Origin of the sequence: Myxococcus sp. XM-1-1-1, from assembly GCF_020037095.1 — a bacterium.
In the GTDB taxonomy this organism is placed as follows: domain Bacteria; phylum Myxococcota; class Myxococcia; order Myxococcales; family Myxococcaceae; genus Myxococcus; species Myxococcus fulvus.
This window is the reverse complement of sequence record NZ_JAIQDH010000011.1, coordinates 226,567-240,981: the sequence shown is the minus strand read 5'-3', so window position 1 is coordinate 240,981 and position 14,415 is coordinate 226,567. Positions and strand designations below refer to the sequence as shown.

Sequence of the window (14,415 nt, the reverse complement as noted above, 5' to 3'; positions counted from 1 at the left end):
TGGCGTGCGCAAGCGAAGAATCCCCGGCCCCCCGTCCGCAGCGGGCATGAAGTGGTGTACCAGGCTGTCCCTCGCCGGAGTGCTGGCCCTCGGCGGCTGCGCGGAGACGGCGCCCCAGGCCGCCGCGGAGGGCGAGTCCCTCGGCGAGGCAGTCCTCGCGGCCAACGGGGAGTGCCAGGTCCAGCCGCCCTTCGACCCCAACTTCGAGCCGGAGCTGGAGTGGGCGTGGAGCTCCAGCACCGTCCTGCCGACGCACGTGCAGGTGATGATGTCGCCCATCGTCGTGGAGGTGAACGGCGATGGAATCCCCGACGTCGTCTTCAGCAGCTTCGTGGGCAGCAACTACAACACCAACGGCGTGCTGCGCGCGCTCAACGGGGCCACGGGCGCCGAGCTGTGGACGGTGACGGACCCGACCCTGCGGGTGCGCGGCGCGGGCAGCATCGCGGGCGGCGACATCGACGGTGACGGGCTGGTGGAGATCTGCGCCGTCCCGGAGAGCGGCACGGGCCTGCTGTGCTTCGAGAACACGGGCGCGCTGAAGTTCCGGACGAACGTCTCCCAGAACAGCTGGGGTGGCCCGTCGTTCGCGGACCTGGACGGCGACGGCACGGTGGAGATCCTCAACGGCCACTCCGTGCTCAGCAACACCGGCGCGCTGAAGTGGGCGGGCACGGACACGCTGGGCGGTCCCCAGGGCCCCATCTCCTTCGCGGCGGACATCGACGGGGACGGCCTGCAGGAGGTCGTCAACGGCCGCTCCATCTACCGCCATGACGGCACGCTCAAGTGCCGCAACACCTCCATCGGCAACGGGCTGGCCGGCGTCGCCAACTTCGACGCGGACCCGCATGGCGAGGTCGTCGTGGTCAGCGGCGGCATCGTGTCGCTCATGGACGACAACTGCGCCCTGCTGTGGAGCACGGCGATTCCCGGCGGCGGCAGCGGCGGCGCGCCCAACATCGCGGACTTCGACGCGGACGGCAGCCCGGAGATTGGCGTGGCGGGCGCCAGCCGCTATGCCGTCTTCGAGACCAACGGCACCGTCAAGTGGTCCAGCCCCACCCAGGACAACAGCTCCAACGTGACGGGCTCGTCCACCTTCGACTTCGAGGGTGACGGCCGCGCCGAGGTCGTCTACGGCGACGAGCGCCGCCTGCGCATCTACGACGGTGAGACGGGCGCCATCCGCTTCGACGTGGAGCACGCCTCCGGCACCACGTACGAGAACCCGCTCATCGTCGACGTGGACGCGGACGACAACGCCGAAATCGTCGTCGCGTCGAACAACTATGCCTTCTCCGGCCCCACCGGCATCCGCGTGTTCCGCGACGGCAAGGACGGCTGGGTGAACACGCGCCGCATCTGGAACCAGCACGCGTACTCCGTCACGAACGTCAACGACGACGGCACCATCCCCGCGCACCCCGTGGAGAACTGGCGCGTGCCCGGCCTCAACACGTTCCGCGCCAACAGCCAGGGCACCGGCACCACCAGCCCCTACGCCGCGGCGGACCTCGTCGCCGGCGAGGTGACGTCCTCGTGCGACCGGACCACCGGCACCCTGAGCCTGCACGCGCGCGTCACCAACCAGGGAGACGCGGCCGCCTCCGCGGGCATGCGCGTCGCCTTCTACGACGGCAACCCCACCTCCGGCGGCGCCCTGCTGGGCGTGGCCACCCTCCCCACCGTGCTCGCCGCGGGCAGCAGCGCGGTGGTGAGCGTGGCGCTCGCCTCGGCTCCCGGTGGCACCACCACGGTCTGGGTCCGCGCGGATGACGACGGCACCGGCGTGGGCCGCGAGACGGAGTGCATCGAGACCAACAACGCGGGCAGCGGGCCGGTGAGCCTCGCGTGCTCCACCAACGTGCCTCCCGTGGCGCTGTGCCGCGACGTGTCCGTCGACGCCAGCCCCACCACCTGCCAGGCCCCGGCCAGCGTGGACAACGGCAGCCATGACCCGGACCAGCAGCCCGGTCCCTTCTCCGTGTCCCAGTCGCCCACGGGGCCGTTCGGCCCGGGCTCGCACGCCGTCACGCTGACGGTCTCCGACGGCCAGTCCACCGACACGTGCACCGCCACCGTCACCGTGGTGGACGTCACGCCGCCGGTCATCACCTGCCCGGGCGAGCGTGTCTACCTGGCGACGAGCCCCGCCGGGGCCCACGTGACGCCCGTACCGGCCACCGCCGCCGACGCGTGCGGCGCCCAGGTCAGCGGCCCCGCCGCGGGCATCTATCCGCGCGGCACGACGCCCGTGACGTACACGGCCACGGACGCGGCCGGCAACAGCGCCTCCTGCACCACCGCCATCCACGTGGTGGACTCCGAGGCCACCCCGCCCGACCTCGTCATGTGCGACGTGCCGCGCTACACCTCGGCCGCGCAGGTGAAGGCGTGCGGCTGGGCCACCACGAGCGCGGGCGGCGCGCCCATCAGCGTGGTGCTGCTCTCCATCAACGGGGGCGCCCCCATCCGCCTCACCCCCGACGCGGGCGGCGGCCACGTCGTCGAGTGGCTCAGCCTGGCCGAGGGCCACTACACCCTCACGCTCACCGTCATCGCCACCGACGGCGCCTTCGCCACCGAGAGCCGCGAGGTGACGGTGGACCGCACCGCCCCGCTGCTGCGCGTCGTCGCCCCTGACGTCACCCAGCCGCAGCCGCTCACCGTGGACGTCGTCACCGAGGTGACGGACCTCTCCCCGGTCCGCGTCACGGCCAACTGGGTCAGCTCCACCGACGTCGGCGCGGGCACGAACCTGGCCACCACGCCGGTGACGTTCTCCGGCCCCGGCGCGCACGTCGTCCTGCTGCGCGCCACCGACGCCGCGGGCAACACGTCCGAGCAGGTCCTCACGGTGCTCGCCCAGTAGCGCCTCCGAGGCATCTCCCGCGGGCCAGCACGCGCCGCGGGAGGTGTCCCGTCATCACTGCTGCGTCGGCCGGACCAGCGCCTCCCGTCCCCCTGGGGCGGGGTGGGCCTCGAGCGCCGTGTAGACCTCGAACCAGGCCTGGTACGCGCGCCAGGCCGGGTCCTTCTGCTCCAGCAGCGTGCGCCGTGCTCCCGCCATCCGCTGGGACACGTCGAAGGGCAGCTTCGTGCGCCCATCCGCCTGCAGCTGGGCCGCGAACCAGAGCACGTCCAGCTGCCCGGCATCGACCGGCGCATGCGTGCGGGCCACCAGCGTGTCCGCGTGCTCCAGCGCCATGCCCAACCAGCGCGCCGCGTGGGCCGGGTCCTGGCGGTCCACCGCGTTCTCGGCCAGCCGCAGCTCCGCGAGCGTCACCGAGCGGAGGTCCTCGTCGCGGTCCAGCTCGTCGAACTGCTCCAGGAACAGCGCGCGGCGCGTCTCCAGCGCCTGGGCCGCGGCCTCCAACTGTCCCAGACGCGTGTGGGCATTCGCGCGCAGCCCCGCGGCGATGAGGCGATAGGAGCGGTGGACGTGCTCGGGCGAGGAGTGCGCCCACTTCAGCGCGGAGCGCACGGCCGGGTGGGCCAGGTCCTTCTCCACGCGCGCCAGGTCCTCGAGCGTCCGCTCGGGCTTGCCCGCGCCCAGCGCGGCGGCGCAGCGGGCCAGCCGCATCACCAGGCGGTTGCGCAGCCCCTCCTCGTCGGAGGGCAGGGCCTCGACCAGCGGGAGGCCCTGGTCATAGAGCTCCAGCGCGCGCTCGAAGTGGCCCGCGGCCAGGTGGTAGAGCGCGGCGCGGTCCACCGCGAGCGGCAGGAACCGGGCCTGCTTCTCGGTGGCCCGCACCATCGCCAGCGCCGCGTCCGCCGCCTTCGCCGCGTCCTCCTCGCGCCCCACGTGCAACAGCGCCCGCGCGCGCGCCAGCGACACGGCCAGCCCCGCCCAGTTGTCCACGTAGGGCAGCTTGTCGCGCTGCTCCAGGTAGCCCAGCGCGATGTGGTGGTTGCCCACCTGGGTGTGCAGCAGGCCCAGCGCGCCGAGAATCATCGCCTTGTAGCGCACGTTGTTGCGCACCAGGTCCAGCGCCACCAGGTAGTGCCGGTTGGCGCGCTCGGCGGCGGCGGGGTTCTTGCCGCGCAGGAAGTCCTCGTGCTGGATGGCGCCGTACAGGGCCTGCACCGCGCGCTGGTTCTTGAGCTCCGGCCACGCCGCGCGCAGCTGGGCCACCGCGTCCTTCACCGCCTGCGCGTGCGCCTTGTCGTCCAGCTTGGGCAGCTTGCGCGCCAGCAGGTACGCCTTCACGAAGCGCCGGAGCGGCTCCACCCTCTTCTCCGACGTGGTGGTCATCTCCTTCTCCACCACGTCGTGGCTCACGCCGGCGCGCAGGCGCAGGTTCATGGACTCGACGGCGCTCTCCAGCGAGCCCGTGCGCTTCGTCACCAGGTCGAAGTCCGCGCGGGCCTCGTCCTGGCGCTGCCGCGCCAGCCGGCGGTACGCGCGGCCCATCAGCGCGCGCCGGAACAGCCGCTCCGCCCGACGCCGGTCCTCGGTGCCCACGGGCGCATCGTCCACGTAGACGGTGGCCAGGGCCTCCAGCACGCCGTCCGCGCCGAGGCTCGCCGCGCGCTCCACGGCCTCCTGGACCAGGACCCGGCGACGCAGCGGGTCCGTCTGCCGGCGGTAGAACGCGAGCAGGGCCTCGCGGACGGCGCGCGGCGTGCGCTCCTGCCTCAAGGCGATGATGTGCTGCCCCAGCTCCAGGGCGAAGGCGTGCGCGGAGCCCTCGGGCGCCCGGGCGAGCGCCTCGGCGAGGAGGGTCTCCGCCTCCGCGTAGGGCCGGCCCCGGTACAGGGCGCGGACCGAGGCGATCGCGAAGTCGAGCTGGTCGTCCGCCTTGAAGATCTTGTGCACGGAGAGCCGCCGGCCGACGTCCACCAGCGCCATCCGGTCATCGAGCTTGCGGTACAGCGCGTCCGCCCGCTCGTAGTATGCCTCCAGCACCGCGCGCGGCGTGGTGTCCGTCACCTGCGCCGACTCCAGCTCCTGCCGCGCCAGCGTGAAGTCCCCCGCCGCGTCCGCCAGCTCGCTGCGCACCACGTGCTGGAAGACGGCCGTGGCGGGGCTGGGCGCGTTGGCGGGCTCCAGCGCGGCCATGCGCTGCTGCTCCGCCACGCTCAGCTCCTCCACCATGCGGCCCCGCTCGCGCTCCTTCATCGCGCGCCGGTGGTCGATGAGGACACGCAGCGGCCCCTCCAGCCCCAGCGTGGCCGGGTCGCTCACCGCGCCCATGTGCTCGGCGTAGAACTCCGCCGCGCCGAAGTCCTCGAACGCCAGGTGCAGCATGGACAGCCGCATCATCAACAAGCGGCGGGGCCGGGGGCGCTCCTCGAGCAACAGCCGGTGGCGGTAGAGCAGCAGCTGGTCCGCGCGCCGCCCCACCATCTTCAGCTCCTCGTTGAGCCGGGGGACATCCCAGGCCGAGGGCACCTGTCCATCCAGGGGCAGCTGGTACACGTCCAGCGACTGCGAGCGAGAGCACGTCGCCAGCAACGACTCCGCCGCCGGCGCCGGGTACTGGCAGTTCCACGACGCGCCGGTGAGCTGGTCCGGGCTGGAGGCGGCGGCCAGCGCGGGCGCGTCGTCGCGCTCCGGGGAGAACGGCGCGCGGAACAGCACGCCGCTGTCGCTCGCGTCGATGGTGCCGTCCGCGTTGGAGTCGGTGAAGAACTGCACCACGTACAAGAAGCGCCCGTCGCGTGAGAACACGGGCTGGCCGCTCTGCCCCGGCAGGTCCAGCGCCAGCTTCACGGGCCTCGCGCCGGGGACATCCAGTCGGAGCGCCTCCAGGTGCGGCGCGGCGCGCGCGGCGAAGCCCGGGCCCACCTGCTTCACGGAGCGCTCGACGGGCACGTACACCAGCCAGCGCCCGTCCGGGGAGAGCGTGGGGCTGGTGAGGTTGCGCTCCAGGAGCGGGCTCGCGCTCCACGCGGCGCCGGGCCGGACGCGCGACAGCTTGAGGTCGCCCTGGATGGTGGCCCGGCTCACCAGCGCGATGCTCGCGGAGTCGATCCACTCCGCCTGCAGCGCGTTGGCCTCCTCGGTGAGGCAGCGGCGCTCCTCACCCGAGGGCAGGTCCCGGATGCAGAGCTGACCGCCGGCCTGGTCCCGGAAGGAGATGTAGAGCAGGCGCTTGCCGTCGGGGCTGATGCGCGGCCACGTCACGTCCGCGCCCTCGTCGAAGAGGCGGCGCTCGCGGCCCTTCTCCAGGTCCTGCACGTAGATTTCGGTCGCGATGTTGCGGTTGGACGCGAAGATGAGCGTGTTCCCGTCCGGCGACAGCTGCCCCAGGAACTGGTCCCCCACGCCCACGGTGAGCCGCGAGGGCGTGCGCAGCCCTCCGTCGTTCTCGTCGTCCTGGGCCCAGGCGCCTCGCGCGAGCAGCGCGGCCAGGAGCAGGACCTTGGTGTCCCGGGACGTCAGCACTTCTTCTCTCCCCAGGTGCCGTCCGCGGCCTCCACCTGGCCGCCGCAGACCACGCCCTCCGCGTGCACCTTGTGCCAGCTCTGGCGCAGCACCTCCTCCGAGGCGTCGGGGCGCTGGGTGCGCATCCACTTCCACAGCTGCAGCCGCGAGCGGTTCACCCGCTCCACCAGCGCCACGTCATCGGCCGTCAGGCGCCCGGCCCGGCAGCGACGGCGGCTCTCCACCAGCAACCCGTCCTTCCCCTCGCCCACGCAGTGGCGTCGGAGCAGCTCGTCCACGCGGTCCGCCTGCGTCTTGCCCAGGTCCTCCACCAGGGGCGCGGGCTGGACGCCCAGCTCCTCCAGCTGGTTGGGCGTGAGCGGCACCGGCGTCGGGTTCATGCCCGCGCGCGCCAGCCGCTGCTCCACGTCCTTGAACGAGCCCGAGGCCTGCTCCTCGAGCGCCGTGGCGCGATCGACCATGACGATCTCCGGCGCGCTGATGCACCCGGGAGCGACGAGGGCGGCCCACAGCAACAACGCGCGGGTCTTCATGGCGAGGCCTCCGTCAGCGTCATCGACTTGATGAGCTGGTCGACGATGGGGCCCATGGGGATGCCCCGGATTTCGTTGATGCTGATGAGCTTCGCCAGCCCGCCCATGGTGATGCGCAGGCTGCCGAAGCCGTGGTTGAAGCTCACCCGCACGTGGTCCGGATACCCCAGCGTCAGCGCATAGCGGACCCGGTTGGTCGCCGGGTCGACGTGGCGAGGGTCCTCCAGGTCGAGCAGGTCCAACAGGTGCCGGTTGCCGATGCGGAGAATCTCCGCGCGACCGTTGATGCTGCGGTCCTTCGCGGAGATGACCACGGCGGCGTTGCCGTCGAAGGGCTCACCCCGGGACGACTGCACGCCGGTGGCGCGCACGCGGGCCTCCAGCCTGGAGTCCCTGCCCTGCCAGTCGAGCAGCCACTGGCCGGTGATGCGCCCGCCGCGAACGCCCATCTCCAGCTGCGTCATCGAGACCACGTGCTGGTCGATGGACAGGTTGCCCGCCAGGGGCGCGATGGTGGCGAACGGCGTGGTGATGCTGTTCGCGGACACATAGCCGCTGCGCGACAGCAGCGGGTGCTGGTCGGCGAAGCGGAGCATCGGGTACGGATTGACGTCGATGTCGCTCGACAGCCGCACCTGCCCGTCGGTGTAGAGCACGTCCTCGGAGAGCGGCACGTTGCCATCGAGCGCCTCGACGGCGAAGTCCGCCTCGGGCATCCGCGCGTTCACGTTCTGCAGGAGCAGGTTCGCGCGCGTCCTGAAGAGGGTGAGGTCGGGCGAGGCCACGCGGAAGTCGACCTTGACGTGGCCGCTGCTCTCGAGGACGCCGGGCCGCGCGAGCTTGGACAGGTCCTGGGACAGCTCCCCGCGAAGCCCCAGCCTCCGCCGCTCCTCCCCCAGGTCGAGCCGTCCCTTGATGCTCAGCTCGGTGCTCGTCCCGCCGTTGGTCACCTTCAGCTCCGGGACATGGATGACGCCCGTGGGCTTGCGGCGCGCGGTGAAGGCCCACGCCAGGTCCTGCACCGGATAGGGCAGCGCCGGTTTCTGTTCGACGGAGCGGACCGTCAGCTGCTGCGTCACCTCGATGTCCTCCGCCTCCAGCTTGTCGGTGAAGGTGGCGGTGGTGTCACTGGAGAGGTCCGCGAGGGACAGCCGGCTGTCGGCCATCGCGACGGTGAGCTTCTCCACCGTCATGTCGCTGTGAATCGTCCGCTTGGGGCCGTCCACGTGCGAGTCGACCGCCCAGTGCAACCCGGGGAGGTTCACCGTCAAGGCATCCTGGCGCCAGCGGAAGCCCTGCACGTCCACCACCGCCTTGCCCGCGAAGCTGCCCGTCCGCAGCGGCTCCGGTGAGAACCGGGGCAGTCCGTCCGGGGTGAGCCCGGTGACGACGCCGAGCAACGTGCCATTCACGTTCAGCTTCACGCCCAGCCGCGACGCGTTCAGCTCCTTGGGCACCTGGGCCAGGGCCAACAGCGGTGCCAGCGTGCCGAGCGGCGGGAGGTCCGCCTTCACTTCTCCCTGGAGCGCGCGCGTCTTGCGCTCGTACGCCAGCGCGATATCGACGGTGGCCTTCACGCCCTCCTGGCTGGTGACGCCCACCTTGACCGTCGGCTTGCGCCGGTCAAGGTCCACCGTGAAGGTGTGACGCTGCGGCCCACCGTCGGTCTCCCCCACGCGCAGCCCGTCCACGCGCAGCTCCACCTCGCCCTTGTGTCGCCACGCATCCCCCTGCGAGCGCGCGACGACGGTGACGTTGCCCGCCGAGACGTCATCCCAGCCCGGCTTCCGCACGCGCACCTCGGTGCGATGGTCCACGCGGGGCGCGGCGGAGAAGAGCGCCGTCGCCTTGCCCTGGGAGGACACGCCCACCCCCAGCTGCTTCCAGGGGATGCGCGCGGCGACGTCGTTGGGGATGAAGGGCCGGGCCGCGACCAGGTCCGGGGTCTCGAAGGCGAGCGTGTACGCCACGTCATCCGCGCCCTTGGTGGCGTCCAGCGTCGCGTGCATCGCGCCGACGTCCAGCACCAGCCGGCCACGGGCCCGGGTCAGGCGCGGCTCGTCCACGTGGGGGACCACCTGCGACGCATCGAGCTTCACGTGCACGGGGCCCTTGAGCACCTCCAGCCCCTCCGCCGTGACGACCTCGAGCGCGCCCACGGGGAGGTCCGCGCGCAGCGAGAAGGGCGGCCTGCCCGCGAGCGGCGCCTGGAGCTGGAAGCCCAACCGCTGGGCCTTCGCGCGCAAGCCCGGGACGTTCACGTCCACGGCCTCCACCAGACCGGACAGCGCCACGTCCCCGGCCACCTGGAGCGGCGAGGACGGCTCGGGCCTCAGCTGCTGTCCCTTCAGCTCCCCCTGCGCCTTCGGCACGCGCACCGTGGCGGGCCCGTCGACCTCCAGCTTCTGGAGCGCGAACGTCAGCAGCGCGGACACCCCCTGCCGCGCATCCGGCGTGGCCGCCAGCGACACACGTCCATCACCCAGCGCCACCGTGAGCCCGTCCTGGGCCAGCCGCAGCGACGCGAGCTCGATGTCCAGCCCGAGCTTGCCCTCGGCCCCCAGCAGCGGAATCGCGCCCAGGGTGACGTCTCGCGCGTCGAGGCGCACCTCGCCGCGCTCGAGCGTGAACGGGCGCCAGTCCCCCGGCAGCACCCGCAGCAGCTTCGCGAGGTCCACGTCCGCCAGGGCGCGCGTCATGACAGGCGCCACGCTCGAGTCATCCGGCAACACCAGCTCGGCCTGGAGTTCGGCGCTGTCCGTCAGTCCCGTGCGCTCCAGCTCCAGGAGCGTGCGGCGCGCCCCCGCGTCGAACCGCGCGGACACCGCGCCATGCAGCAACGAGCGCACCGAGAACCGAGGGTCGAAGGTCTGTCGCGCGACGTCCAGGTCCACCCGCGCACGAGCGGCCGTGGCCCCCGCCTCCACCGCGAGCGCGAGCGCCAGCTCCGCGCGCGCCGGAGGAGCCAGGGTGCCTTCGCGACTCAGCTCCAGCGGCAACGGGGCGCCCGTCTGGCCCAGGTTCGCGAAGAGCTTCCAGGCGCCGTCCCGCTCTTTCACCTCGGCGCCCAGTCCGAGCCCGCGCACGGACCAACGGTCGACCACCACGCCATCCTGGACTCGGAGCCAGGCCAGCGACACGCCCGACACGTCCACGCGCGCGACGGGGGGCGCGGACGCGAGCAGCGAGGCGAGCTGTCGGGAGAGCCCGAGCGAGGGCTCCTCGGGGACGGGCCCGGGCGCGGGAGGTCCCGTCAGCTCCGAGAGGGACGTGGGCCCCGCGTCGTCGGCCACCAGGGCCACCGTCACCTCGCGCGCCGCCACGTGTTCGATGAGCGTGCCGCCGCTCATGAGCGAGCCGGGCGACCACTTCGCCTCCAACGTCCCCACGCGCAGCAGCTCGGGCGCGACGCGCTGGAAGGCAGCGGGCGTGCGCACCACCAGGCCCTCCAACCGCAGGCCCGACAGCAGCGACACCTGGGTGGTCTGGTAGTCCACCTGGATGCCCGTGGCCGACTCCACCTGCGAGACGACGTGCGACTTCAGCCAGGGACGGTCGAGGTTGTGCACGACGACCAGCGCCACGATGAGCACCAGCGCGACGGGCGCGACGAGACTCAGCAGGACGCCCGCGAGGAGTCGAGCCCACCGCCGGCGCGGTCGTTCAGCTCTTGGGGTTTCCATGTGGCTCGGTTGACGCGCGCGGCCATCATCGTCGGGAGGGTGGGTGAAGTCGAGGACCGGATGCGGGCAGGCGGGCGGGCGCCGGGAGGGCCGCGAACGGGCTTCGCCAGACGCGCTCGCACGGGGGCTTCACTCCATGGACAGCGTTCACCGTAAAGCGGGAGAACGCCGACGACGCCAGCCCTCGGCCAGCGCCAGCCCCACGAGCGTCACGCCCCACAACAGCAACCCCGGCAGGACTCCGGGGGCCCGATAGCGCAGCACCACCTGGTGACGCCCCGAGGGCACCGCGACGGCCCGCACGGCCACGTTCGCGGGGAGCACCCGAGTGGGCACACCGTCCACGCTCGCCGTCCATCCGGCCTGGAACGCATCGTTGACGATGAGCACCGCGTCCTCGGATGACTCGACCGACACCACGAGGTGCTCGGGGGTGTCGCGCTCGATGAGGACCCGCCCTGTCAGCGGCGCCTCGCTCGAGGCGGGGAGCGGCTCCACGCCACACTCCACCGCGGCCCAGGTACCTTGACGGAAGGCCTCCGTGCCCAGGAGCCCGAGCGCGGCCTTCTCGTCCGACACACATCGAGGCCTCGCGACGAAGAGTCGCGGGAGGGCGTCGGCATGCTCGACGAGGACCAGCTCGAACACCTCGTCGCGTGCGAACACCCTTCCCGGCTTGGGCTCCAGCCCCGCGTAGGACGCGGACGTATACACACTGAACCGCACGCCATAGAGCGGCTCCAGCTGGGTGAAGCGCGCGGGCGCGTCGAGCTGCAGCCCCTTCACGCGAGAGCTCACCGCGGGCAGATACGCCCCCGCCGCGCCGATGTTCCACAGCGCGGGGGTGTCCGGCATCAACGAAGCGCGCGACATCAACGCCACGCTGTCCTGGAACTCGAAGCCCTCGAATTGGGGCAACTGGAAGCGCTGGAGGCGAGAGGAGACGCGGGGCGCGGAGTCTCCCGTCCGCGCGGCGTGCTCGCGCACGGCCTCGACGAGCGTGGGGGGACTGTCCAGCAGCTCCTCCGAGCCGAGGATGTAGAGCGGCTCGTTCAGCGTGAAGGCCGCGCCCAGCTGCAGCGCCATCAACACCCCGGCCCGAGGCCACGAGCCCGCGAGCCCGGGCAACACGAGCGCGCAACCCAGCGCGAGGCCCGCCGCGATGAAGCCGGCGTCGCTGAACGCATGCGACAACGTCTCCAATGTCTCCGCGGGCACCTGGGGCCAACGGGCGACGACGAAAGCGGAAGACCACACCGCGCCCCAGCGCTCGGCGAGGGCCACGGCGAGCAACCCCACGGACAGGCCACCCGCCACCCAGGCCGCGCGGCGCGCCCGTGGCTCGGAGGACACCAACGCCTTCCACCCGAAGCCCGCGAGCAGCGAGAGCCCCAACGTCAGGTGCGCGACGAGCTTCTCCGGATAGCGGAACGGCCGCCACAGCGGCAGCACGTCATGCAGCCACCCATAGACGGGCAACGCGGCCCCGAGCGCGAGCAGCAGCACCAGCCCCCACACCGCGGCGAACGGCGCCCAGCGCCTCCAGGGGATGAACATCAACCCCGCCACCGCGAGCACCAGCACCGGCACCCCGACGAGCGCCGAGTCCGTCCACAGCGTGGAGAAGCCACCCGTGCTCAAGAGCGGCTTCACGACCTCCTCGGGGACGGCGCGCTCCACTGCGGGGTTGGCGAGGTAGGGCCCCAGGACGAGCTCCGGCAGTCGCCACGGGTCCAGCGACCAGCGCTGTGCGTCCTCGAGCGAGCTGGCGCCAGGGGCCCCGTGCGCGAACACCGCCATGCCCGCGAACAGCTGCGGCGCGGCCAGCCCCGCGCCCATCGCCACGAGCCCCAGCGCGCGGAGCACGCGAGTCCGCAAGGCGCCCCGGCCCGTCACCGCGAGCAGCAACACGAAGGCGTTCGCGAAGGCATAGCTCCACGTGTCACCGGCCAGCAGCACGCTGGCGACACCAAAGGCGGCCACGGCGGCGCGAGCGGGGGTGGCGACGCGCAGGAAACGCTCGGCGGCCCAGAGCGCCGCGGGCAGGGAGGCCGCCGCCAGGAGGTACGCCAGGTTGTTGGTGAGCGACACCAGGTGTCCGCTGAAGGCGAAGGCGAGCCCCCCGAAGAACGCTCCGCCCCGTGGCACGTCGTACAGCCGCAGCAGCGCGTAGGTGCCCAGCAGGGCCAGCGGCGGACACGCCAGCACCGTGAGCTTCATCGCCACGCCGGTGGAGAACAGCAGCCCCAGCAACTGCGACGGATGGAAGGGCGCGGACAGCATGATGCCCGCGAACGACTGCCCCAGCCCGTCGAAGGCATACCAGCCGGGGAAGTCCCCTCCGAGGACCCGCTGCGCCCAGTAGCGCCGCAAGGGCGCGTAGACCAGGAGCATGTCCCGCGCGATGAAGACCTGCGCGCTGAAGACGGCCCGGTAGAAGAAGAGACAGGTGAGGGCCAGGGCACCGCCGACGACGGCCCACGCCGGGCGCGGAATCGGGACTCGGACTCCGGCGGCGGGCTCGGGCGAAGCAGGGGGAGGCATCCAGCGCGGGATTGTTCACCCTCCCCCCGCCCGCGTCCAGGGGCGACAACGCCTCACGGACGCGGTGCTACCCCTTCGCGCTCAGTTCTCGCGCTCGGCGTCCACGCCGATGATGCAGGTGCACGTGCGGGTGACGGCGTTGCAGCGTCCGGACAGCGTGCCACCACACTGGGCGTTGGACGTGCAGGAGCGGCCCGGCGTGCAGGTGCCACAGTCCGGGTCCAGCGCGCACAGCTCCGAGCAGCAGTTGTCCCGCGCGCAGCCGCACGGCGCCGGCACGAAGCGACAGCCATAGGGGCTGCCATTGCACCACACCTGCTCGAGCCCGTCCGGGTCGAGCCAACACTGGCGATTGTTTCCGGAGCACGAGGCCGTCACGCCATTGGCGCACTGCAGGCTCACCGTACAGTCACCGGCGCCGAGCGCCGACTCCTGCTGTCCGACGGTCTCCGACGCGGGGGCCTCGTGGAGCTGAGCATCATTCTGCGCGGGCTCACATCCGGTCAGCAGCATCGCGGCGACGACAAGGAATCCAGCCAGACTCTTCATGGGAGGCCTCTCTCGGTTGATGGATGGGATGACGCGCTCGGGGGAGCGCGGCGCGCGAAATATGTCAGACGCCACCGCAAGTGAAGACAGTTCTCACCGTCACGAATCCGCGGCGTGCCTCAATCCCAACCACACTCAGGTGCGGGCCGCCCCATTGAGTCAGGGACGACCGCGCGCCTGGTGTTGCATGGCTGGATTATTCGACGAACGTCGCGAGGTTCTCGAGCGTGGATGACATCCCGACGACGTGGTCCTCCTGCCGGATGCCCTCGGGCACGTCCACACAGCGGATGGAGACCTCGGTGCCGGCGCCGACGGGCGTCAGCGTCCAGGTCATCGTCATCGTCCCCGCGAAGGCGGGGTCCTCCGACTCGAACTCGAACCGCTGGACGACGCGCTGGTCCGGGACGAGCTCCACGAACTGCCCCTCGACGGCGTCCTCGTGCGCCGAGCTCTTGCCTGGAACGGAGTGATGCGCCTCGTCATACGTGAGCGTCAGTCGATAGGCGCCACCGGCGCGTGGCTCGAAGGCCCGCAGGCGCGCCGTCATCCCCTTGGGGGGAAGCCACTTCGTGACGGCCTCCGGGTCCAGCAGCGCTTGATACAGCCTGGCCGGCGGCGCCGCGATGACCCTCAAGGCCGAGTCGACCCTCTTTCCCTGTGTGTTCGTCATCAGTGCCGCAGCTTGGAGCCCTCGCCTGGCCCGGGCAAC

General features: G+C 72.1%; 7 protein-coding genes. 1 reads left to right on the top strand and 6 read right to left on the bottom strand.

Features of this window, described 5'->3' with window-relative positions:
• Positions 1-46: 46 nt before the first annotated feature.
• A complete protein-coding gene (locus K8640_RS22665) occupies positions 47-2,875 on the top strand; it encodes an FG-GAP-like repeat-containing protein (RefSeq protein ID WP_223748932.1) in 2,829 nt (942 codons plus the stop codon).
• A gap of 54 nt (positions 2,876-2,929) precedes the next feature.
• On the opposite strand, the gene K8640_RS22660 is transcribed toward K8640_RS22665, so the two are convergent.
• The 6 genes from K8640_RS22660 to K8640_RS22635 form a co-directional block, all read right to left on the bottom strand.
• Entirely contained in the window at positions 2,930-6,394 is a 3,465-nt protein-coding gene (locus tag K8640_RS22660; RefSeq protein WP_223748931.1) for a hypothetical protein, read from the bottom strand.
• Complete coding sequence (locus K8640_RS22655) at positions 6,388-6,927, bottom strand: aminoglycoside phosphotransferase family protein (RefSeq protein WP_223748930.1); 540 nt, start codon at positions 6,925-6,927, stop codon at positions 6,388-6,390. The genes K8640_RS22660 and K8640_RS22655 overlap by 7 nt, the downstream gene beginning before the upstream one ends.
• The gene (locus tag K8640_RS22650) at positions 6,924-10,610 is read right to left on the bottom strand and encodes a hypothetical protein (protein WP_223748929.1); all 3,687 of its coding nucleotides are present in this window, start codon (positions 10,608-10,610) and stop codon (positions 6,924-6,926) included. Before K8640_RS22650 ends, K8640_RS22655 begins: the two co-directional genes overlap by 4 nt.
• Positions 10,611-10,757: 147 nt before the next feature.
• Positions 10,758-13,154 (bottom strand): YfhO family protein, encoded by a 2,397-nt coding sequence (locus K8640_RS22645; protein ID WP_223748928.1) that lies wholly within the window; start codon positions 13,152-13,154, stop codon positions 10,758-10,760.
• A gap of 81 nt (positions 13,155-13,235) precedes the next feature.
• Entirely contained in the window at positions 13,236-13,703 is a 468-nt protein-coding gene (locus tag K8640_RS22640) for a hypothetical protein (protein ID WP_223748927.1), read from the bottom strand.
• Positions 13,704-13,899: 196 nt separating this feature from the next.
• The gene (locus K8640_RS22635; protein ID WP_223748926.1) at positions 13,900-14,340 is read right to left on the bottom strand and encodes an SRPBCC family protein; all 441 of its coding nucleotides are present in this window, start codon (positions 14,338-14,340) and stop codon (positions 13,900-13,902) included.
• Positions 14,341-14,415 lie beyond the last annotated feature (75 nt).

Coding starts and splice junctions, on each gene's coding strand:
- K8640_RS22655 (WP_223748930.1), bottom strand. CDS start 6,927: ATGAAGACCCGCGCGTTGTTGCTGTGGGCCGCCCTCGTCGCTCCCGGG.
- K8640_RS22665 (WP_223748932.1), top strand. CDS start 47: ATGAAGTGGTGTACCAGGCTGTCCCTCGCCGGAGTGCTGGCCCTCGGC.
- K8640_RS22645 (WP_223748928.1), bottom strand. CDS start 13,154: ATGCCTCCCCCTGCTTCGCCCGAGCCCGCCGCCGGAGTCCGAGTCCCG.
- K8640_RS22640 (WP_223748927.1), bottom strand. CDS start 13,703: ATGAAGAGTCTGGCTGGATTCCTTGTCGTCGCCGCGATGCTGCTGACC.
- K8640_RS22650 (WP_223748929.1), bottom strand. CDS start 10,610: ATGGAAACCCCAAGAGCTGAACGACCGCGCCGGCGGTGGGCTCGACTC.